23 protein-coding genes are annotated in these 18,888 nt (G+C 69.6%); 17 read left to right on the forward strand and 6 right to left on the reverse strand.

The window, feature by feature from the left end:
• Positions 1-18 precede the first annotated feature (18 nt).
• A complete protein-coding gene (locus OG504_RS39630) occupies positions 19-768 on the forward strand; it encodes a nucleotidyltransferase (RefSeq protein WP_405994101.1) in 750 nt (249 codons plus the stop codon).
• Positions 769-790: 22 nt separating this feature from the next.
• Here the strand turns inward: OG504_RS39630 and OG504_RS39635 are convergent, their stop codons facing one another.
• Genes OG504_RS39635 through OG504_RS39650 form a run of 4 tightly spaced genes read right to left on the reverse strand, consistent with a single transcriptional unit; the run spans position 791 to position 4,414 of the window.
• Positions 791-1,801: a COX15/CtaA family protein gene (locus OG504_RS39635; RefSeq protein ID WP_405838855.1), complete on the reverse strand. Its 1,011-nt coding sequence runs from the start codon at positions 1,799-1,801 to the stop codon at positions 791-793.
• A gap of 57 nt (positions 1,802-1,858) precedes the next feature.
• Positions 1,859-2,575, reverse strand: coding sequence for an ABC transporter permease (locus tag OG504_RS39640; RefSeq protein ID WP_405996556.1), 717 nt, complete (start codon positions 2,573-2,575; stop codon positions 1,859-1,861).
• 56 nt (positions 2,576-2,631) lie between these two features.
• Positions 2,632-3,555, reverse strand: a complete 924-nt coding sequence (locus OG504_RS39645) for an ABC transporter ATP-binding protein (RefSeq protein WP_405994102.1) — start codon at positions 3,553-3,555, stop codon at positions 2,632-2,634.
• Positions 3,556-3,565: 10 nt separating this feature from the next.
• Complete coding sequence (locus OG504_RS39650; protein ID WP_405994103.1) at positions 3,566-4,414, reverse strand: aminoglycoside N(3)-acetyltransferase; 849 nt, start codon at positions 4,412-4,414, stop codon at positions 3,566-3,568.
• Between the two features lie 159 nt (positions 4,415-4,573).
• Here OG504_RS39650 and OG504_RS39655 point away from each other — a divergent pair, with 159 nt between their 5' ends.
• The 9 genes from OG504_RS39655 (at position 4,574) to OG504_RS39695 (ending at position 11,621) form a co-directional block, all read left to right on the forward strand.
• Positions 4,574-5,305 (forward strand): metalloregulator ArsR/SmtB family transcription factor, encoded by a 732-nt coding sequence (locus OG504_RS39655; protein ID WP_318015603.1) that lies wholly within the window; start codon positions 4,574-4,576, stop codon positions 5,303-5,305.
• A complete protein-coding gene (gene sufB / locus OG504_RS39660) occupies positions 5,302-6,726 on the forward strand; it encodes a Fe-S cluster assembly protein SufB (protein WP_362978710.1) in 1,425 nt (474 codons plus the stop codon). Before OG504_RS39655 ends, sufB begins: the two co-directional genes overlap by 4 nt.
• A 62-nt stretch (positions 6,727-6,788) precedes the next feature.
• Positions 6,789-8,006: a Fe-S cluster assembly protein SufD gene (sufD, locus tag OG504_RS39665; protein ID WP_405994104.1), complete on the forward strand. Its 1,218-nt coding sequence runs from the start codon at positions 6,789-6,791 to the stop codon at positions 8,004-8,006.
• Positions 8,006-8,323 carry a non-heme iron oxygenase ferredoxin subunit gene (locus OG504_RS39670; RefSeq protein WP_405994105.1) on the forward strand — a complete coding sequence of 106 codons (318 nt, stop codon included), beginning with the start codon at positions 8,006-8,008 and terminating at the stop codon, positions 8,321-8,323. Before sufD ends, OG504_RS39670 begins: the two co-directional genes overlap by 1 nt.
• Positions 8,324-8,330: 7 nt before the next feature.
• On the forward strand, positions 8,331-9,098 hold the full coding sequence (gene sufC / locus OG504_RS39675; protein WP_405994106.1) for a Fe-S cluster assembly ATPase SufC: 768 nt from the start codon (positions 8,331-8,333) through the stop codon (positions 9,096-9,098).
• Positions 9,095-10,351, forward strand: coding sequence for a cysteine desulfurase (locus tag OG504_RS39680; protein ID WP_019060533.1), 1,257 nt, complete (start codon positions 9,095-9,097; stop codon positions 10,349-10,351). The genes sufC and OG504_RS39680 overlap by 4 nt, the downstream gene beginning before the upstream one ends.
• Before the next feature lie 16 nt (positions 10,352-10,367).
• Positions 10,368-10,841 carry a Fe-S cluster assembly sulfur transfer protein SufU gene (gene sufU, locus OG504_RS39685; RefSeq protein WP_019060534.1) on the forward strand — a complete coding sequence of 158 codons (474 nt, stop codon included), beginning with the start codon at positions 10,368-10,370 and terminating at the stop codon, positions 10,839-10,841.
• Entirely contained in the window at positions 10,838-11,176 is a 339-nt protein-coding gene (locus OG504_RS39690; protein ID WP_019060535.1) for a metal-sulfur cluster assembly factor, read from the forward strand. The genes sufU and OG504_RS39690 overlap by 4 nt, the downstream gene beginning before the upstream one ends.
• Positions 11,177-11,231: 55 nt before the next feature.
• On the forward strand, positions 11,232-11,621 hold the full coding sequence (locus OG504_RS39695; RefSeq protein WP_405994107.1) for a VOC family protein: 390 nt from the start codon (positions 11,232-11,234) through the stop codon (positions 11,619-11,621).
• A gap of 28 nt (positions 11,622-11,649) precedes the next feature.
• On the opposite strand, the gene OG504_RS39700 is transcribed toward OG504_RS39695, so the two are convergent.
• Complete coding sequence (locus OG504_RS39700; protein WP_405994108.1) at positions 11,650-12,516, reverse strand: AbfB domain-containing protein; 867 nt, start codon at positions 12,514-12,516, stop codon at positions 11,650-11,652.
• Positions 12,517-12,686: 170 nt separating this feature from the next.
• On the opposite strand from OG504_RS39700, the gene OG504_RS39705 reads away from it, so the two are divergent.
• From OG504_RS39705 to dapD, 5 genes are all read left to right on the forward strand, one after another.
• Positions 12,687-13,007 (forward strand): multidrug efflux SMR transporter, encoded by a 321-nt coding sequence (locus OG504_RS39705; RefSeq protein ID WP_033283140.1) that lies wholly within the window; start codon positions 12,687-12,689, stop codon positions 13,005-13,007.
• A gap of 22 nt (positions 13,008-13,029) precedes the next feature.
• Entirely contained in the window at positions 13,030-13,581 is a 552-nt protein-coding gene (locus OG504_RS39710; RefSeq protein ID WP_405994109.1) for a TetR/AcrR family transcriptional regulator, read from the forward strand.
• 128 nt (positions 13,582-13,709) lie between these two features.
• The gene (locus OG504_RS39715; RefSeq protein ID WP_405994110.1) at positions 13,710-14,315 is read left to right on the forward strand and encodes an RNA polymerase sigma factor; all 606 of its coding nucleotides are present in this window, start codon (positions 13,710-13,712) and stop codon (positions 14,313-14,315) included.
• A gap of 2 nt (positions 14,316-14,317) precedes the next feature.
• Positions 14,318-15,283: a CU044_5270 family protein gene (locus tag OG504_RS39720; protein ID WP_405994111.1), complete on the forward strand. Its 966-nt coding sequence runs from the start codon at positions 14,318-14,320 to the stop codon at positions 15,281-15,283.
• Positions 15,284-15,387: 104 nt separating this feature from the next.
• Complete coding sequence (dapD, locus tag OG504_RS39725) at positions 15,388-16,377, forward strand: 2,3,4,5-tetrahydropyridine-2,6-dicarboxylate N-succinyltransferase (RefSeq protein WP_405994112.1); 990 nt, start codon at positions 15,388-15,390, stop codon at positions 16,375-16,377.
• A gap of 64 nt (positions 16,378-16,441) precedes the next feature.
• Here the strand turns inward: dapD and OG504_RS39730 are convergent, their stop codons facing one another.
• Positions 16,442-16,948, reverse strand: a complete 507-nt coding sequence (locus tag OG504_RS39730; RefSeq protein ID WP_405994113.1) for a hypothetical protein — start codon at positions 16,946-16,948, stop codon at positions 16,442-16,444.
• Positions 16,949-17,085: 137 nt separating this feature from the next.
• On the opposite strand from OG504_RS39730, the gene OG504_RS39735 reads away from it, so the two are divergent.
• Positions 17,086-17,643: a SigE family RNA polymerase sigma factor gene (locus OG504_RS39735; protein WP_405994114.1), complete on the forward strand. Its 558-nt coding sequence runs from the start codon at positions 17,086-17,088 to the stop codon at positions 17,641-17,643.
• Positions 17,640-18,875, forward strand: coding sequence for a YncE family protein (locus tag OG504_RS39740; protein WP_405994115.1), 1,236 nt, complete (start codon positions 17,640-17,642; stop codon positions 18,873-18,875). Before OG504_RS39735 ends, OG504_RS39740 begins: the two co-directional genes overlap by 4 nt.
• The last annotated feature ends 13 nt before the right edge of the window (positions 18,876-18,888 follow it).

Here is an 18,888-nt window from a genome sequence, read left to right on the forward strand (position 1 = left end):
GCTGTACAGACTGGACCAATGCTGACCGACGCGTTGCTCGCCCGCTTCCTGAACGAACTGGCCCCCCTGGAGCCCATCGCCGTGTGGGCTCACGGTTCGCTCGGCGGGGGCGACTACCAGGAGGGTCGTAGCGACCTGGACCTGATAGCCATCCTCGACCATCCCCTGAAGCCCAGCACCGTCCGCCAACTGGTCGCCCTGCACCGCGGACTGCGCACCGACCCCCTCGCCGTCCGCCTGCACTGCAGCTACCTCGCCCCGGGCACCCAGGACGCCCCGAACCAGAGCCACCTCACCTGGGCCCACGACCACGTCACCCGTCGGCCCGTCACGCCTGTCACCCGGCGTGAACTGCACCAGTTCGGGCGGGTGTTGCACGGCGGATCACCGAAGGACCTGCTGCCGGCCGTGACGGACCAGGAGCTGGCCGAGTTCGTCGTACGGGACCAGCGGGAGTACTGGCGGCCGGCCGTCGACAAGCCGCAGATCTGGCTCGAGAACGGCTGGGTCGACGTCGGCCTGACCACGTTCGCCCGCGCGACGGTCACCCGCCGGGACGGCCGCCTGATCACCAAGCGCGAAGCCCTCGACCTGCTGCCCTCGCTCGGTGCTCCGGTGGAGGTCGTGGAGGACGTCGTACGGAGGCGTTACGACGACACGGTCCCGTCCGCCGCCTCCGTAGAGGGCGATTGGCTCCACCGCCGGGCGGAGCTGACCCGGGCCTATCTGGGACCGGCGATCGACGACTTCGTGACGCGCTACGGGTGAACCATTTATTACGGGTGACGCTTCACGCGCGCGTGGGCAGCGACTGTTCCACCGACGGGCCCGGCAGGTCGGCCACGACCTCCGGCCGTTCGCGCAGCGACAGCAGCACGCGCAGCACCCCGATCCACACCAGGCAGGAGCCGAGCATGTGGAGGGCGACCAGGGCCTCCGGGAGGTTCGTGAAGTACTGGACGTAGCCGATGACGCCCTGGGAGAGCAGGATCAGGAACAGGTCACGGGTGCGGTCCAGGGGGCCCTTGGGGGCGTCGACCGCCTTCAGGACGAACCACAGGGCGAACGTCAGCGTGACCACGATCCAGGCGAGCACCGCGTGCAGCTTGGCGACCGTCTCCCAGTCGATCGGGATGCGGTCGACCTCCTTGGAGTCACCCGCGTGCGGACCCGCGCCGGTGACCACCGTGCCGACCGCGATCAGCAGCACGGAGGCGGTGACCAGGAACCACACCAGTTGCTGCACGGCCTTGCCGACCAGCGGTTTGGGCTCCCCGTCGCCCTCCCGGCTGCGCTGCCACATCAGCGTGGCGACCGCGATCAGCGCCGAGGAGAGCAGGAAGTGGGCCGCGACCGTGTACGGGTTGAGGCCCACCAGCACCACGATCCCGCCGAGGATCGCGTTGCTCATCACGATCCAGAACTGCGCCCAGCCCAGCCGGGTGAGGGTGCGGCGGTACGGCTTCTCCGAGCGGGCGGCGATGATCGCCCAGCCGACGGCGGCGCACAGGACGTACGTCAGCATCCGGTTGCCGAACTCGATGGCACCGTGGAAGCCCATCGCGCTGGTGGTGGTCAGCGAGTCGTCCGTGCACTTGGGCCAGGTCGGGCAGCCGAGCCCGGATCCCGTCAGCCGCACGGCACCGCCGGTGACCACGATGACCACCGACATGACGAGCGCGGCGAGAGCGGCCCGCTGCACCGTCCGGGGATCCGGGGTCCAGCGTGCGGCGATGAAGGCGAGGGGGTTGCGCGCGGCGGCTACGACGTCGGCGGGGGTCACGTTTGGCACGGGGACCATCGTAGGGGGGTGCTTGTGCACGCGTTCACGAGGGTCCCCGGCGCCGGAGTACGGCACTCACTCCCAGCGGAAGAACTTCCCCGCCGCCGCCAGCCCGACGACCGCCCACACGCCCAGGATCCCCAGGTCGCCCCACGGCATCCCGGCCCCGTGCTGCAACACGTCCCGGAGGCCGTCCGACAGGGCCGAGATCGGCAGCAGCCCCAGCACGTCCTGGACCCCCGACGGGTACTTGTCCATCGGCACGATCACCCCGCCGCCGACGAGCAGCAGCAGGAACACCAGGTTCGCGGCGGCCAGCGTGGCCTCCGCCTTCAGGGTGCCCGCCATCAGCAGGCCGAGGCCCGAGAAGGCCGCCGTGCCGAGGATCAGGAGGAGGAACACCGCGAAGGGGTTGCCGTGGGGGGACCAGCCCAGCGCGAAGGCGATCGCCGTCAGCAGGATGATCTGGAGGATCTCCGTGACCAGGACAGCCGCCGTCTTCGCGGTCATCAGGCCCCAGCGGGGCAGCGGGGAGGACGCGAGGCGCTTCAGGACGCCGTAGCGGCGCTCGAAGCCCGTCGCGATGGCCTGGCCCGTGAACGCCGTCGACATCACGGCGAGCGCGAGGACGCCGGGGGTGAGGAAGTCGACGGACCTGCCCTTGCCGGTGTCGACGATGTCCACCGAGCTGAACAGGACCAGCAGGAGGGTCGGGATGACCACCGTGAGGAGGAGCTGCTCGCCGTTCCGTAGGAGCATCTTCGTTTCGAGGGCCGCCTGTGCCGCGATCATGCGGGGGAGGGGCGCCGCCCCGGGCTGCGGGGTGTAGGTCCCCGGAACAGTCGTCGTCACGAGCGCAGCTCCTTGCCGGTGAGTTCCAGGAACACGTCCTCCAGGGTGTGCCGTTCGACCGAGATCCTCTCCGGCATCACCCCGTGCTGCGCGCACCAGGAGGTGACCGTGGCGAGCAGTTGGGGGTCGACCTTGCCGCCGACGCGGTAGGAGCCCGGGGTCAGTTCGGCGGCCGTGGAGTCGGCCGGGAGGGCCTTCAGCAGGGAGCCGACGTCGAGGCCGGGGCGGCCGGTGAAGCGGAGGGTGTTCTCGGCGCCGCCGCGGCACAGGTCCTCGGGGGAGCCGTGCGCGATGACCTTGCCCGCGTCGATGATCGCCACGTCGTCGGCCAACTGCTCGGCCTCGTCCATGTGGTGGGTCGTGAGGATGACCGAGACGCCGTCCGTACGGAGGTCCCTGACCAGGTCCCAGGTCGCGCGGCGGGCCTGCGGGTCGAGACCGGCCGTCGGCTCGTCCAGGAAGACCAGCTCGGGGCGGCCTACGACGGCCATCGCGAGCGCGAGGCGCTGCTGTTGGCCGCCGGACAGCCGGCGGTACGTCGTACGGCCGCAACTGCCGAGGCCCAGGCGCTCGATGAGCGCGTCCACGTCCAGCGGGTGCGCGTGCAGCTTGGCGATGTGGCGGAGCATCTCGTCGGCGCGGGCGCCCGAGTAGACGCCGCCGGACTGGAGCATCACGCCGATTCTGGGGCGCAGTGCGGCGGACTCGCGGACCGGGTCGAGGCCCAGGACGCGCACCGTACCGGCGTCCGGCTTCCGGTACCCCTCGCAGGTCTCGACGGTGGTCGTCTTGCCCGCCCCGTTGGGGCCGAGCACGGCGGTGACACCCGCATGGGCCACCAGGTCGAGGCCGTTCACCGCGGTCTTCGTGCCGTACCGCTTCACCAGGGCCTGGACCTGGAGCACGGGCTCGCTTCGCATGGGCCCGAGTCTAGGTACGCGGCCCGCGCCTCAGGCGGGCGGGTGCGGGATCTCCCCCGGACGGGATCTCCTCCTCGCGGGGGCGGTGCAGCGGCAGCCACCGTTCCGCGTACGCCACGGCGTCGGCGACCGGGAACAGGCGTGCGTCGGCCGCGCCCACCTTCCCCCGTACGACCGGACGGTCCCGTTCGAAGTCGTGGCCCAGCTCGTCGAAGCGGTCGGAGGTGATCGACACCTCGGTCACCGTCTCCCAGCCGTCCGGTCCCGGGCGGCCGACCCGGACCAGCGGGGACGGGACGCGGTACTCGGCGAGATGGAAGCTCGTGCAGGCGTCGTAGCCCGCGCCGAGCAGCAGCACGCGCGCGTCGAGGCCCTCCAGGCGGGCCAGCGGGCTGCGCTCGCCGAGCCGGCAGTCGGTCGCGTGGCCGGCGACGATCTCGCCCGCGCGCGGGCCGAGCGCCGCGAACGACGTCTGCGGGTGCGCTGAGCGCTCGGCGCCGGGCCAGGTGCGGACGGTCTCCGGGACGACGCCCACGCCCAGCGAAGGCGTGACGAGGGGGTCGTAGCAGGGCATGGAGGTGCGGATGGTGTCCCACCACTCGCGGGGGACCGGCGGGTTTCCCCAGTGGGCCGGGTCCGAGAGGTCGGCGGTTTGGGTGGGGACCACCAGGGTGCCGTCCGGACCGAGTGCGTCGAGCACTCCTTGGACGAGCGACACGGCGCCTCCGCAGACCCATCCGAGGGAGCTGAGGGAGGTGTGCGCGAGGAGGGTCTCGCCGGGTCGGACGCCGAGGTCGCGCAGTTGTGCGGCGACTGTGTCCCGGGTGACAAGTGGGCCGGTGGGAGGGGGTGCGGGCATGGTCGGGGAGTCTCCGGAAGGGGGTCGTAGGGGCCGGTGAACTGATCGATCAAAGATCGTTTTCGCAGGTCAGATTAGGTATGCCTAAGTGATGCAGCGCACCGTCCATCCGCCGGACGCGGGTTGCCTGCCTCTGAGGAATTACGCAACAATGGCGTTGTGAAAAACGTTGGCGAGGCTCCGCAGGAGGAACTCGCGACCGGTGAGCGGTCCACGCGCAACCGTGTCGCGCGCTCCATCCTGGACCACGGCCCGTCGACCGTGGCCGACCTCGCCGGCCGGCTGGGGCTGACCCAGGCCGCCGTACGCCGTCATCTCGACGCACTCGTCGCCGACGACGTCGTGGAAGCACGTGAGCAGCGGGTCTACGGAGCGCGCACGCGCGGCCGCCCCGCGAAGGTGTTCGCCCTGACCGACTGCGGCCGGGACGCCTTCGACCAGTCCTACGACAAGCTCGCCGCGGACGCGCTGCGCTGGATCGCACAGCGTGAGGGCGGGGACGAGGCCGTCGTGGCCTTCGCCCGTGACCGCATGGCCGCCCAGGCCATCGCCTACCGCAAGGTCGTCGAGGCCGCGGCCCCCGAGAACCGCGCGGAAGCCCTGGCCAAGGCCCTGAGCGCGGACGGGTACGCTGCTACGGCGCGTAGCGCACCGGTCGGTGAGCAGCTCTGCCAGCACCACTGCCCGGTCGCCCATGTCGCCGAGCAGTTCCCGCAACTGTGCGAGGCGGAGACCGAGCTCTTCTCCCAACTGCTCGGCACCCATGTCCAGCGACTGGCCACCATCGCCCACGGCGACGGAGTGTGCACCACGTTCATCCCCAAGATTTCCAAGACCGTTTCCGATTCACCGCACGCATCTGCACGTACCGCCGGGAGGAACCCCGCATGACGCTCCCCATCGAGGAGACCGCCCACCCCGAGCTCGAGGGTCTGGGCACCTACGAATACGGCTGGGCCGACTCCGACGTGGCCGGTGCCTCCGCCAAGCGCGGCATCAACGAGGACGTCGTCCGGGACATCTCCGGCAAGAAGAACGAGCCGGAGTGGATGACCAAGCTCCGTCTCAAGGGCCTGCGTCTGTTCGAGAAGAAGCCCATGCCGAACTGGGGCTCCGACCTCTCCGGCATCGACTTCGACAACATCAAGTACTTCGTGCGCTCCACGGAGAAGCAGGCGGAGTCCTGGGAGGACCTGCCCGAGGACATCAAGAACACGTACGACAAGCTCGGCATCCCCGAGGCGGAGAAGCAGCGCCTCGTCGCCGGTGTCGCGGCCCAGTACGAGTCCGAGGTCGTCTACCACCAGATCCGTGAGGACCTGGAGGAGCAGGGCGTCATCTTCCTCGACACCGACACCGCCCTGAAGGAGCACCCGGAGCTCTTCAAGGAGTACTTCGGCACCGTCATCCCGGTCGGCGACAACAAGTTCGCGTCGCTGAACAGCGCGGTCTGGTCCGGCGGTTCCTTCATCTACGTGCCGAAGGGCGTGCAGGTCGAGATCCCCCTGCAGGCGTACTTCCGGATCAACACGGAGAACATGGGCCAGTTCGAGCGGACCCTGATCATCGTCGACGAGGGTGCCTACGTGCACTACGTCGAGGGTTGTACGGCCCCGATCTACAAGTCGGACTCGCTGCACAGCGCGGTCGTCGAGATCATCGTCAAGAAGAACGCCCGCTGCCGTTACACGACCATCCAGAACTGGTCGAACAACGTCTACAACCTGGTCACCAAGCGCGCCGTCGCCTACGAGGGCGCGACCATGGAGTGGATCGACGGCAACATCGGCTCCAAGGTGACGATGAAGTACCCGGCCGTCTACCTGATGGGCGAGCACGCCAAGGGCGAGACCCTCTCCATCGCCTTCGCGGGCGAGGGCCAGCACCAGGACGCCGGCTCCAAGATGGTCCACATGGCGCCGAACACCTCCTCCAACATCGTCTCCAAGTCGGTGGCGCGCGGCGGCGGTCGTACGTCCTACCGCGGTCTCGTCGAGATCGGCGAGGGCGCCCACGGCTCCAAGTCGAACGTGCTCTGTGACGCGCTGCTCGTCGACACGATCTCCCGCTCGGACACGTACCCGTACGTGGACGTCCGCGAGGACGACGTGTCCATGGGCCACGAGGCGACCGTCTCCAAGGTCTCCGAGGACCAGCTCTTCTACCTGATGAGCCGCGGTCTGACCGAGTTCGAGGCGATGGCGATGATCGTGCGCGGCTTCGTCGAGCCGATCGCCAAGGAGCTGCCGATGGAGTACGCCCTCGAACTCAACCGGCTGATCGAGCTGCAGATGGAGGGTTCGGTCGGTTAAGACCGGTCCTCCGTACAGCAGCAAGCGAATTCTGACGCAGGAAAGAGAGCAGACCGACAGCCATGGCTGAGGCTCAGAGTGCCCCCACCCTCGACTCCGCTCGTGCGGGGGGACCCCCATCGCTGGGGTCAACCACCGCCGGCGCGGTGGCAGTTGCCGCCGAGTCGACCGTCGCCACGCGCATGAGCGCGCCCCCGTCCTTCGACGTGGCGGACTTCCCGGTCCCCCACGGCCGCGAGGAGGAGTGGCGGTTCACCCCGCTGGAGCGCCTGCGCGGGCTGCACGACGGCACCGCGGTCGCCACCGGCGACGGTGTGAAGGTCGCCATCGGGACCCCCGAGGGGGTCACCGTGGAGACCGTCGGCCGTGACGACGCGCGGCTCGGCAAGGCGGGCACCCCGGTGGACCGCGTGGCCGCGCAGGCCTACTCGTCCTTCGAGAAGGCCTCGGTCGTGACCGTCCCCAAGGAGACGGTCCTGACCGAGCCGATCCGCATCGTCGTGCACGGCGAGGGCGGGGTCGCCTACGGCCACCAGGTCATCGAGCTGGGAGCCTTCGCCGAGGCCGTCGTCGTCATCGACCACACCGGTGACGCGGTCCTCGCCGCCAACGTCGACTACATCGTCGGCGACGGCGCCAAGCTGACCGTCGTCTCCGTCCAGGACTGGGACGACAAGGCCGTGCACGTCGGCCAGCACAACGCCCTGATCGGCCGGGACGCCACGTTCAAGTCGTTCGTCGTCACCTTCGGCGGCGACCTCGTACGACTGCACCCGCGCGTGGCCTACGCCGGACCCGGCGGCGAGGCCGAGCTGTTCGGCCTGTACTTCACGGACGCCGGCCAGCACCAGGAGCACCGTCTCCTGGTCGACCACAATGTCCCGCACTGCAAGTCCAACGCCATCTACAAGGGCGCGCTGCAGGGCGAGGGCGCCCACGCGGTGTGGATCGGCGACGTGCTCATCGAGGCCACCGCCGAGGGCACCGACACGTACGAGATGAACCGCAACCTCGTGCTGACCGACGGCGCCCGCGTCGACTCCGTGCCGAACCTGGAGATCGAGACCGGCGAGATCGTCGGCGCCGGACACGCCTCCGCGACCGGCCGTTTCGACGACGAGCAGCTCTTCTACCTGATGGCCCGCGGCATCCCCGCCGACGACGCCCGACGCCTGGTGGTCCGCGGCTTCTTCGCCGAGCTGGTCCAGCAGATCGGTGTCGCCGACATCCAGGAGCGGCTGCTGGAGAAGATCGACGCGGAGCTGGAGGCGTCGGTCTGATGTCCTTCGTACGCGCCTGTGGCCTCGGCGAGCTGGAGGAGGACACCCCGAAGCGGGTGGAACTCGACGGCACGCCGGTCTCGGTCGTGAAGACCGGAGGGGAGGTGTTCGCGATCAACGACGTCTGCTCGCACGCGAACGTCTCGCTCTCCGAGGGCGAGGTGGAGGACTGCCAGATCGAGTGCTGGCTGCACGGCTCCGCGTTCGACCTGCGCACCGGCAAGCCGTCCGGCCTCCCCGCCACGCGCCCCGTACCCGTTTACCCCGTACAGATCGAAGGGGACGACGTGCTCGTCTCCCTCACCCAGGAGTCCTGAGGAACCCATGGCAACGCTTGAAATCCACGACCTGCACGTCACCGTCGAGGCCGACAACGCCACGAAGGAGATCCTCAAGGGCGTCGACCTCACCGTGAAGCAGGGCGAGACCCACGCCATCATGGGCCCGAACGGCTCCGGCAAGTCGACCCTCGCCTACTCGCTCGCGGGCCACCCGAAGTACACGATCACCGGCGGCACCGTCACCCTTGACGGCGAGGACGTCCTCGAGATGTCCGTCGACGAGCGCGCCCGCGCCGGCCTGTTCCTCGCGATGCAGTACCCGGTCGAGGTCCCCGGCGTCTCCGTCTCGAACTTCCTCCGTACGTCCGCCACCGCCGTCCGCGGCGAGGCCCCCAAGCTGCGGACCTGGGTGAAGGAGGTCAAGGAGACCATGGAGCGCCTCTCCATGGACCCGGCCTTCGCCGAGCGCAACGTGAACGAGGGCTTCTCCGGCGGTGAGAAGAAGCGCCACGAGATCCTTCAGCTGGAGCTGCTCAAGCCGAAGATCGCGATCCTCGACGAGACCGACTCCGGCCTGGACGTCGACGCCCTGCGCGTCGTCTCCGAGGGCGTCAACCGCGTCCGCGAGACCGGCGAGGTCGGCACCCTGCTGATCACGCACTACACGCGCATCCTGCGCTACATCAAGCCCGACTTCGTGCACGTCTTCTCCGGCGGCAGGATCGTCGAGTCCGGCGGTGCCGAGCTCGCCGACAAGCTGGAGAACGAGGGCTACGAGGCCTACACCACGAAGGGTGGCGTATCAGCGTGACGCAGCTGCCGGGTCTCCTCGACACTGAGGCGCTCCGCAAGGACTTCCCCATCCTGGACCGCACGGTTCACGACGGTAAGAAGCTCGTGTACCTGGACAACGCGGCGACCTCACAGAAGCCGCGCCAGGTGCTCGACGCCCTGAACGAGTACTACGAGCGCTACAACGCCAACGTCCACCGCGGTGTGCATGTGCTCGCCGAGGAGGCCACGGCGCTGTACGAGGGCGCGCGCGACAAGGTCGCGACGTTCATCAACGCGCCCAGCCGCGACGAGGTGATCTTCACCAAGAACGCCTCCGAGTCGCTCAACCTCGTTGCGAACATGCTGGGTTGGGCCGACGAGCCCTACCGCGTGGACCACGAGACCGAGATCGTCATCACGGAGATGGAGCACCACTCCAACATCGTGCCGTGGCAGCTGCTCTCGCAGCGCACGGGCGCGAAGCTGAAGTGGTTCGGCCTCACCGACGACGGCCGTCTGGACCTCTCGAACATCGACGAGATCATCACGGAGAAGACGAAGATCGTCTCCTTCGTCCTGGTGTCGAACATTCTCGGCACGGTCAACCCGGTCGAGAAGATCGTGCGCCGCGCGCAGGAGGTCGGGGCCCTGGTCCTGATCGACGCCTCGCAGGCCGCGCCGCACATGCCGCTGGACGTGCAGGCCCTCCAGGCCGACTTCGTGGCCTTCACCGGCCACAAGATGTGCGGCCCGACGGGCATCGGCGTCCTCTGGGGCCGCCAGGAGCTGCTCGAAGACCTCCCTCCGTTCCTCGGTGGCGGCGAGATGATCGAGACCGTGTCGATGCACTCGTCGACGTACGCTCCCGCGCCGCACAAGTTCGAGGCGGGCACCCCGCCGATCGCCCAGGCGGTCGGTCTCGGTGCGGCGATCGACTACCTCTCGTCGATCGGCATGGACAAGATCCTCGCCCATGAGCACGCGCTGACCGAGTACGCGGTGAAGCGCCTGCTGGACGTCCCCGACCTGCGGATCATCGGCCCCACCACGGCCGAGGACCGGGGCGCGGCGATCTCCTTCACACTGGGTGACATCCACCCGCACGACGTGGGCCAGGTGCTGGACGAGGAAGGCATCGCGGTCCGGGTCGGCCACCACTGCGCCCGCCCCGTCTGCCTGCGCTACGGAATTCCTGCGACCACGCGAGCGTCGTTCTATCTGTACTCCACGCCGGCCGAGATCGACGCACTGGTCGACGGTCTGGAGCACGTACGGAACTTCTTCGGCTGAGGGGCTGGCTGGAATCGTGAAGCTGGATTCGATGTACCAGGAAGTCATCCTGGACCACTACAAGCACCCGCACGGCCGGGGCTTGCGGGATGGCGACGCCGAGGTGCACCACGTCAACCCGACGTGCGGCGACGAGATCACGCTGCGCGTGAAGTACGACGGCGAGCAGATCACGGACATCTCCTACGAGGGCCAGGGCTGCTCGATCAGCCAGGCATCGGCCTCCGTACTGAACGACCTCCTCGTCGGCAAGGAACTGTCCGAGGCGCAGAAGATCCAGGAGACCTTCCTGGAGCTGATGCAGTCCAAGGGCAGGATCGAGCCCGACGACGCGATGGAGGAGGTGCTGGAGGACGCGATCGCGTTCGCCGGCGTCTCCAAGTACCCGGCACGGGTGAAGTGCGCCCTCCTCAGCTGGATGGCGTGGAAGGACGCGACGGCCCAGGCCCTGGGCGGAGCCGACTCCGACGCGGAAAGGAAGACGGCATGAGTGACACCGAGACCATGGAGATCAAGCCCGCCTCCGAGGAGGAGGTCCGCGAGGCCCTCCTCGACGTCGTCGACCCCGAACTGGGCATCGACGTCGTCAACCTCGGCCTGATCTACGGCGTGCACATCGACGACGCCAACATCGCCACCATCGACATGACCCTGACGTCAGCGGCCTGCCCGCTGACCGACGTCATCGAGGACCAGGCCAAGTCCGCGACGGACGGCCTCGTCAACGAACTCCGCATCAACTGGGTGTGGATGCCGCCGTGGGGCCCGGACAAGATCACGGACGACGGCCGGGACCAGCTTCGGGCGTTGGGGTTCAACGTCTGAGAAGTGTGAGTACGCCTGAGCCTTCGGGCTCATCGAAACGGCCATACCTTGGGGTATGGCCGTTTCTTTGCATCACGTCGTCATCGACACCTACGACCTTCCCGGGCTCGCCCGTTTCTGGTGCGGGGTGCTGGACTGGCGGGTGCTCTCCGAGAAGCCGCGCGAAGTCGTCATCGGGCCACGGGAGTTCGCGGAGACCGGCATCTGCTTCATGCCGGTGAGTGAGCCGAAGACCGCCAAGAACCGACTCCACTTCGACCTCGCTCCCGACGACCAGGAGGCCGAGGTCGAGCGCATCCTCGCGCTGGGCGCGAAGCGGGCCGACATCGGGCAGGGCGAGGCCGTGGGCTGGGTGGTGCTCGCCGACCCCGAGGGCAACGAGTTCTGCGTCCTGCGGCCCAAGGCCTCGCTCATCGCCTTTCGTGACGACCCTCGTCTTCAGTGACGAGCCTCGTCTTCCGTGACGCGTCCGCCTAGTTGAGCCCCGCCACCAACCGGAACGACGAGTCCGACCGGTACAGGGTGCTGTCCTGATACCGGTCCAGCCTGAGCTGGAAGTTCTGGTGGCGGAGGAAGCGGCCCGGGTAGTTGACCGACTCCAGCATCACCGCGCCGGAGTAGGGCGACGGGCGGGGGCAGAAGGTGGCGTCCTGTTTGAAGAGGGGGGAGCCGTCGTTGCGTTCCGCGCGGAGGATGAAGTTGCGGTGGCGGAGGTAGCTGCCGTTGGCCGTCGTGAAGGAGTAACAGGAGCTGTTCGCAAGGCCCTTGACCACTTTGAAGGTGGCTGCGCTGCGGGCCGCGGCGGAGCTGACCGGGTTGAGCTTGACGAAGTCGCCGCTCACCTGCCAGTAGCGGTCCGGGTAGTTGACCGAGCGGACCGACTTCCAGGCGGTGGAGGACGAGGAGCCCGACGAGCCCGACGAGCCGGACGAACTCCCATGGGACGACGTCGACTTGGACGGCGACGGTGCCTTTGCGGAAGGCGTCGAGCCGTGTCCCGCGGCAGCGGTCGACCTGGTGGCGCTGGGCGTCTTCGCCGAGCCCGAGTTCGACGTGTGCTCGTCCGGCGTCGGCGTGCCCTGCTTCGACGGGGACGCGTACGAGAGCAGGCCGGGGCCGTCCGCACCGGCCGTTGCCGTCGGGTCCGCCTTCTTCGTGCGTGACGTGTCGTCAGTCTGCTTGTCCGTCACGACGATTGCCGTGACGCACACGACGATCGTGGTGACGGCGAGCGCCCCGGCCAGATAGAGCCGGCGGGTTCCGGGGGCCCGTGAGGTGTCAGGGGTCCAGCCGTTCTCCCAGGGGGAGTTGGGGGAAGGCGGGGGTGAACTGTCTGGCATGCGCTGTTCCTCCAGCGGCGCCCATGGCGACGGCCGTGGCCGTGAAAGCCAGGTGTGTGAACGGTGAAACAGTAGTGGAGCGAGGGGAGTGTGAGCAGCCGTTTCAGTGAGCGGTTTCTACGAGATTCCGTCACGTACACTCCGGGATTCCGTTATGTACACTCGTACACATGGGATTCCTGATGCTCCTCACGGCGATCGCCGCGGAGGTGGGCGGCACCACCGCCATGAAGTTCAGCCACGGCTTCAGCCGGCTGTGGCCGTCGGTCCTCACGGTCCTCGGATACGTGCTCTCCTTCGCGCTGCTCGCGCAGACGCTGAAGTCCATGTCGGTCGGTACGGCCTACGCGATCTGGGCGGGCCTCGGCACCGCCGCCATCGTGGGGATCGGGACGGTGTTCCTCGGCGAGGGCATGACCCTCGCGAAGGCCACCGGCATCGCGCTGATCATCGTCGGGGTCGTGGTCCTCAACCTGGGCGGCGCGCACTGATGGCCCGGGGAGGCGCGCACTGATGGCCCGGCGTTACGACCCCGAGCGGCGGCAGCGGATCATCGACGCGGCGATCCGGGTGGTTGGTCAGAAGGGCATCGCGGGACTGAGCCACCGTTCCGTCGCCGCCGAGGCCGATGTCCCGCTCGGCTCGACGACGTACCACTTCACGACCCTCGACGAACTGATGGTCGCCGCGCTGCGCCAGGCCAACGAGGCCTTCGCCAAGGTGATCGCCTCGCGGGGTGGTCTCGAGGACCCGCGGACCGACCTGGCCGGGGAACTCGCCGGCTGGATGGGGGAGTGGCTCGCGGGTGACCGCACGGGCGTCGAGCTGGAGTACGAGCTGTACCTCGCCGCCCTGCGCCGCCCCGCCCTGCGCCCCGTCGCCGACGAGTGGGCCCGCGACCTCGCCGACCAACTCGCCCGCCGCACCGACCCGGTGACCGCACGGGCACTCGTCGCGCTGATCGACGGGATCTGTCTGCAGGTGCTGTTGACGGGCGCGCCGTATGACGAGGCGTATGCGCGGGAGGTGTTGGGGCGGGTGATTCCGCGGCCCGCGGAGGACTGAAGCGCTTTCCCGCAGCCCACTCGCGGACTCTCCGGCTCCGTGAACTCTTCGGCTCCCACCGGGTAACAGGAGCCGACACGACGGCATGTCGACGCCGTCGACGCTACGGACGAATCGGGGGAGACCTGGTGAGCGGACCACCGCCGGGCGCGGCTCGGGACGGCGACGATGCGGGGGTCGTCGCCCGGTCGTTGGAGCAGCCGGAGGTGTTCGCCCTGCTCTACGACCGGTACGCGGCGGACATCCACCGGTACGCGGCACGGCGGTTGGGCGACGGCGCGGCCGACGACATCACCGCCGACACCTTCCTCACGGCGTTCCGCATCCGCTCGCGCTACGACCTGACGCGGGCCAACGCGCGCCCCTGGCTCTACGGCATCGCGGGCAACCTCATCGGCAAGCAGCGCCGTACCGAGGTGCGGGCGCTCAAGGCGCTGGCCCGCACCGGGCGTGACCCCGTCGCCGCGTCCTGGGGTGACTCCTGGGTGGAGGAGGCGGACAGCCGGATCGCCGCGCAGGGGCCGCTGGCCGGTGCTCTTGCCGCGCTCTCGGCGGGTGACCGGAACGTGCTGTTGCTCGTCGCCTGGGCCGATCTCACCTACCAGGAGGTCGCCGAGGCGCTGGACATCCCGGTCGGCACGGTCCGTTCCCGGCTCAACCGGGCGCGGCGCAAGGTGCGTTCGGCACTGGGCGCCGATCCCGCATTCGTGCACGACGCGGCGGAGGTGGCGTAGCGATGGACGAGATGACGCAGGTGCGCGAGCTGCGCGCCGGAGCGCCAGTCCCCGACCGTGGACGGCTCGCGGCGGGGCGTACGCGGCTGACCGAGGCGGCACGGGCCGGCGGGCGGCACCAAGTGCTGTGGCAGCGACGGGAGTTCGTGATCGTCGCCGTCGTGGCGGCGGTCACCGCGGTGGCCGTCACCGTGACCGTACTGCTGGGCGGTACCGCGCCCGGCAGCCGCAAGGTGGAGCCCGCGCGCACGCCCGCCGTGAGCCTGAAGGGGCTGAGCGCGGCCCAACTCCTGGAGCGGGCGGCCGACTTGGTCGAGACCGAGCCGGACGTGACCGTACCGAGGGCCGATCAGTGGATCTACACCCTGCAGATGTCGGAGGCGTCCACGGCGGCGGTGACCGAGATGCCGAGCTGGATCCGCTACGACGGCACCGCGGCGGCGTCCGAGGGCATCGCCCCCAAGGGGCAGCGCCCCCAACTCATCGTCACCCCCATGCACTTGGAGAACGGCGGGGAGGGCGACGACCGTTCGCCGCGCGAGATGTACCGGGTCCTGAAGGCACTGCCCGCCGGCGGTGAGCAGACCCTGGAGTTCCTCCGGCACGAGAACGCCATCGCCGACCGGAAGGGGCAGACCCGGGCGGACGCGGACTACACCGAGATCAGCGTTCTGCTGGGCGCCCACCTGATGACGTCCAAGGGGCTGGCCTCGCTCTACCGCGCCCTCGCGACCCTGCCCGGCGGCCGGGTCACCGACCACCTGGTGAAGGACGCGACGGGACGCCGGGTGATCGCCCTGACCTATGTCAGGAGCGGCACCCTCAAGTCCGGGGAGGCGGATCAGTGGCTGTTCGACCCGCAGACGTACCGGATGGTCGGGACGCGGATGCTCCTGGACGACAAGGCCGTCGGCGGCGGCTCGACCGCGGCGTGGGCGGTGGTGGACAAGGCCGGTGAACGCGGCTGAGCCGGCACCCCCTTCTGCCGTCCTGCGAGCCCGTGCGTGTCGTTCCCTGAGACGCCCCGTGGACGAGTTGGTCCCGGCCGCCCCCGCCAGGTTAGGTTTCCCTCATGACCGACACGACCGCACCTCGCACCACCGGCGCCGTTGCCGCCGGCCTCGCCACCGTCGCCGCCGACGGGACCGTACTCGACACCTGGTTCCCCGCGCCCGAACTGTCCGCCGAACCCGGACCCGCCGGTACGGAGAGCCTGTCCGCCGAGCGTGCCGTGGAGCTGCTCGGTGAGGGTGCGGCCAAGGCGATCGGCCCGGACGTCCGCCGGGGCGTCGAGGTCATCGCGGTCCGCACGGTCATCGCCTCCCTCGACGACAAGCCGCTCGACGCGCACGACGTCTACCTGCGCCTGCACCTCCTCTCGCACCGCCTGGTCAAGCCGCACGGCCAGAGCCTGGACGGCATGTTCGGCTTCCTCGCCAACGTCGCCTGGACCTCGCTCGGCCCGGTCGCCGTGGACGACGTCGAGAAGGTGCGGCTGAACGCGCGCGCCGAGGGCCTGCACCTCCAGGTGACGTCCATCGACAAGTTCCCGCGCATGACGGACTACGTCGTCCCGAAGGGCGTCCGCATCGCCGACGCCGACCGGGTCCGCCTGGGCGCGCACCTCGCCGAGGGGACGACCGTCATGCACGAGGGCTTCGTCAACTTCAACGCCGGCACGCTCGGCACGTCGATGGTCGAGGGCCGGATCTCCGCCGGTGTCGTGGTCGGCGACGGCTCGGACATCGGCGGCGGCGCGTCCACGATGGGCACGCTGTCCGGCGGCGGCAACGTCCGTATCACCATCGGCGAGCGCTGCCTGGTCGGCGCCGAGGCGGGCGTCGGGATCGCGCTCGGCGACGAGTGCGTCGTCGAGGCCGGCCTCTACGTCACCGCCGGTACCCGCGTCACGATGCCCGACGGCCAGATCGTCAAGGCCCGCGAGCTCTCCGGCGCCTCGAACATCCTCTTCCGCCGCAACTCGGTCACCGGCACGGTCGAGGCCCGCCCGAACAACGCGGTCTGGGGCGGCCTGAACGAGATCCTGCACAGCCACAACTAGCGGTTCGGGTATGTGAGTCGAGCGCCTTCCTGTTCGCCGGGAGGGCGCTCTACCCATGTGGGCCTCATGCCCGTACGGCCGCCGCGAACTCCGCCAGCGCCGCGAAGTCCCCCTCGCGCAGGCCGAGTCGGGGATTCACGTGGTGCAGCAGCGCCGGGCCGGGATGGTGGGCGGTCACGAACACCCCGTCCGGCGCGCTCTGTTCGTCGTCCACCCAGGCGAACGGTCGCCCCTCGGCGTACGCCACGATCGTCTCCGTCTTCCAGTGGACCCCGTCGGGCCGCTCGGCGAACAGGCCGGTGCCGAAGTCGACGTAGGGCAGCTCGGGCAGGCCGATGACCGGGGCGATCCAGCGGTTCGCGGCGTTCATCCAGGTGGTCGCCCAGCACAGGTCGTAGCCGAGGGCGAGGAGTGCCGGGCCGTGCGTGGGGTTCAGCCAGACCCGTAGGGGGCGGGGGCGGTCGGGCACGGTGACCCGGATCGTCGTGTAGCCCTCGGGGCGGCGTTCCGGCTGTGCGGCGTACGGGTTGAGGGGGCCGTCGACGTCGAGGAACAGCAGGGGGCGGCTCACGCGGTCACCGTACGGCAGGCACCGCGCGGGCCGGGCGGAAATTTTCTCGGGCCGACAGGCATAGCCACGCACCTCCGTACGCGTCACATGAAGTACAGGGGCGGGGCACGGGCACCGCCGGGGAAGAGAAGGTGACGATGAATGCCGAAGGGCTGGAGAGTTTCCGGGACTTCGTGGACAGCAGGTCGTCGGCACTGCTGAAGACGGCCGTGCTGCTGTGCGGGGGAGACCGGCACGCCGGTGAGGACCTGCTTCAGAACGCCCTGGCCAAGGCGGCCGGGCGGTGGCAGCGGATCGACGAACCCGAGGCCTATGTACGGCGGATCCTGTACCGCCAGCAGGTCAGCCGCTGGCGGCTGAAATGGCGCAGGCGCGAGGTCAGCGTGGCCGAACCGCCCGAGGCGGGCGCGGGCACCGACGCGGCGGCCGCGACCGAACTGCGCCTGCTCATGCGCGAGGCGCTGTCCCGGCTCACCGCCCGCCAGCGCACCGTGCTTGTGCTGCGCTACTTCGAGGACCTGCCCGAAGCCGACGTGGCCCGCATCCTCGGCTGCTCCGTCGGCACCGTACGGTCCACCACCCACCGCTCCCTGGCCCGACTGCGGGTCCTCGCGCCGGAGTTGGCCGCTCTGGGCCTCGCCGACGTCGAGCTTCAGTCGTCCCGCGACTACTCACCCGTGGAGGTGCGTCCGTGAACGTCGAGGAACTCCTCCGCGACGCCCTGCGCGAGCAGGCCGCCGAACAGCCCCCGGCGGGACCGGGGTTCGCCGACTGGGTACTGGCCGTCCGCCGGCGCCGCCGCAACCGCAGACTGGCGAGCGTCGCCGCCGCCACGGCCGCCGTGGTCGCCGTCGCGGTGGCCGTGCCACTGCTGGACTCAGGGAAGGATGACGTCCGTCCGTCGGGTGTCGTGGAGCAGAAGGGAGTCAAAGCCCACCCGAGCCAGTCGCCGCCGCGCGACCTGATCGCGGCCGGGAACACGGCACTTGCCGCCTACTACGTTCCGAACATGGTCAAGCGCTCGGCCACGGAGGCCGTCGACGAGCGCACCTACTGGCTGCTCGACCCGAAGACCGGCAAGTACGTGAAGGCCCCCCAGTGGTCCATCGTCGCCGTCGCCCCCGGCATGAAGACCGCCGCCGTCCTGGAGAAGACCCTGCCCGCCTCCCGGATCGGCCTGCTCGACCTGGCCACCGGCAAGGTCGAGCGGTGGATCACGGTCGACCACGGGGTCGCGGGGCTCGACTTCTCGCACGACGGACGGAAGCTCGTCGCGACGACCTACGGCGAGAACCCCGACCAGGCGGTCAAGCCGAAGGGCTCCGACGGCTGGATGGGGAAGGAGCCGTCGAGCCGCACCGGTTTCTACGTCTTCGACGTGGCCTCCGGCAAGGGTTCCTGGAGCGAGGTCAAGCTCGCCGGCGACGCGAGCGACCCCATGGGCGCCGGCTTCATCAACTCCCGCCAGGACTTCGCGCTCACCCGGGACGGCAGGTACATCTGGGCCGGGAATCCCATGGGCAACATCGGCAAGCAGTTCTGGGACCTCGCGGGCGCCGCGGCGGCCGTACCGGACAACGAGAAGTACCTGGACTGGTCCGTCGAGGCGTTGGATTCGCCGAGCGGCGAACTCGTCGCCGGTGCCTTCGCGGGCAAGAAGTGGCACACCTCGTCCTACGTCGTCGACTCGGCCACCGGTGCGAAGACCGAGATCCGCGGGCAGCAACTGCTCGCCTGGGCCGACGACAGGACACTCGTCGCCTGGGACATCGGGAAGGGCGCGAACGAGAGCGAGTACCACCAGCGGCTGGTGCTCGTCACCATCGGCAGCGACAAGGAGGTACCCCTGAGCGGCTTCCGCAAGGACAGCGGCACCAATCCCGACAACAGCTCCGGACGGTGGGAGCCCGTGTTCGCGGAGCGCTGACCGACCGCGTGCC

It is taken from the genome of Streptomyces sp. NBC_00986, from assembly GCF_045162565.1.
Lineage (GTDB): Bacteria > Actinomycetota > Actinomycetes > Streptomycetales > Streptomycetaceae > Streptomyces.

Excerpts from the sequence above, each read along its gene's own strand:
- sufB (WP_362978710.1), top strand. The coding sequence starts at position 5,302 with ATGACGCTCCCCATCGAGGAGACCGCCCACCCCGAGCTCGAGGGTCTG.
- OG504_RS39700 (WP_405994108.1), bottom strand. The coding sequence starts at position 12,516 with ATGCCAGACAGTTCACCCCCGCCTTCCCCCAACTCCCCCTGGGAGAAC.
- sufC (WP_405994106.1), top strand. The coding sequence starts at position 8,331 with ATGGCAACGCTTGAAATCCACGACCTGCACGTCACCGTCGAGGCCGAC.
- OG504_RS39735 (WP_405994114.1), top strand. The coding sequence starts at position 17,086 with ATGAATGCCGAAGGGCTGGAGAGTTTCCGGGACTTCGTGGACAGCAGG.
- dapD (WP_405994112.1), top strand. The coding sequence starts at position 15,388 with ATGACCGACACGACCGCACCTCGCACCACCGGCGCCGTTGCCGCCGGC.
- OG504_RS39690 (WP_019060535.1), top strand. The coding sequence starts at position 10,838 with ATGAGTGACACCGAGACCATGGAGATCAAGCCCGCCTCCGAGGAGGAG.
- OG504_RS39670 (WP_405994105.1), top strand. The coding sequence starts at position 8,006 with ATGTCCTTCGTACGCGCCTGTGGCCTCGGCGAGCTGGAGGAGGACACC.
- OG504_RS39720 (WP_405994111.1), top strand. The coding sequence starts at position 14,318 with ATGGACGAGATGACGCAGGTGCGCGAGCTGCGCGCCGGAGCGCCAGTC.
- OG504_RS39695 (WP_405994107.1), top strand. The coding sequence starts at position 11,232 with ATGGCCGTTTCTTTGCATCACGTCGTCATCGACACCTACGACCTTCCC.
- OG504_RS39705 (WP_033283140.1), top strand. The coding sequence starts at position 12,687 with ATGGGATTCCTGATGCTCCTCACGGCGATCGCCGCGGAGGTGGGCGGC.
- OG504_RS39630 (WP_405994101.1), top strand. The coding sequence starts at position 19 with ATGCTGACCGACGCGTTGCTCGCCCGCTTCCTGAACGAACTGGCCCCC.
- OG504_RS39635 (WP_405838855.1), bottom strand. The coding sequence starts at position 1,801 with ATGGTCCCCGTGCCAAACGTGACCCCCGCCGACGTCGTAGCCGCCGCG.
- OG504_RS39640 (WP_405996556.1), bottom strand. The coding sequence starts at position 2,575 with ATGATCGCGGCACAGGCGGCCCTCGAAACGAAGATGCTCCTACGGAAC.
- sufD (WP_405994104.1), top strand. The coding sequence starts at position 6,789 with ATGGCTGAGGCTCAGAGTGCCCCCACCCTCGACTCCGCTCGTGCGGGG.
- OG504_RS39650 (WP_405994103.1), bottom strand. The coding sequence starts at position 4,414 with ATGCCCGCACCCCCTCCCACCGGCCCACTTGTCACCCGGGACACAGTC.
- OG504_RS39710 (WP_405994109.1), top strand. The coding sequence starts at position 13,030 with ATGGCCCGGCGTTACGACCCCGAGCGGCGGCAGCGGATCATCGACGCG.
- OG504_RS39645 (WP_405994102.1), bottom strand. The coding sequence starts at position 3,555 with ATGCGAAGCGAGCCCGTGCTCCAGGTCCAGGCCCTGGTGAAGCGGTAC.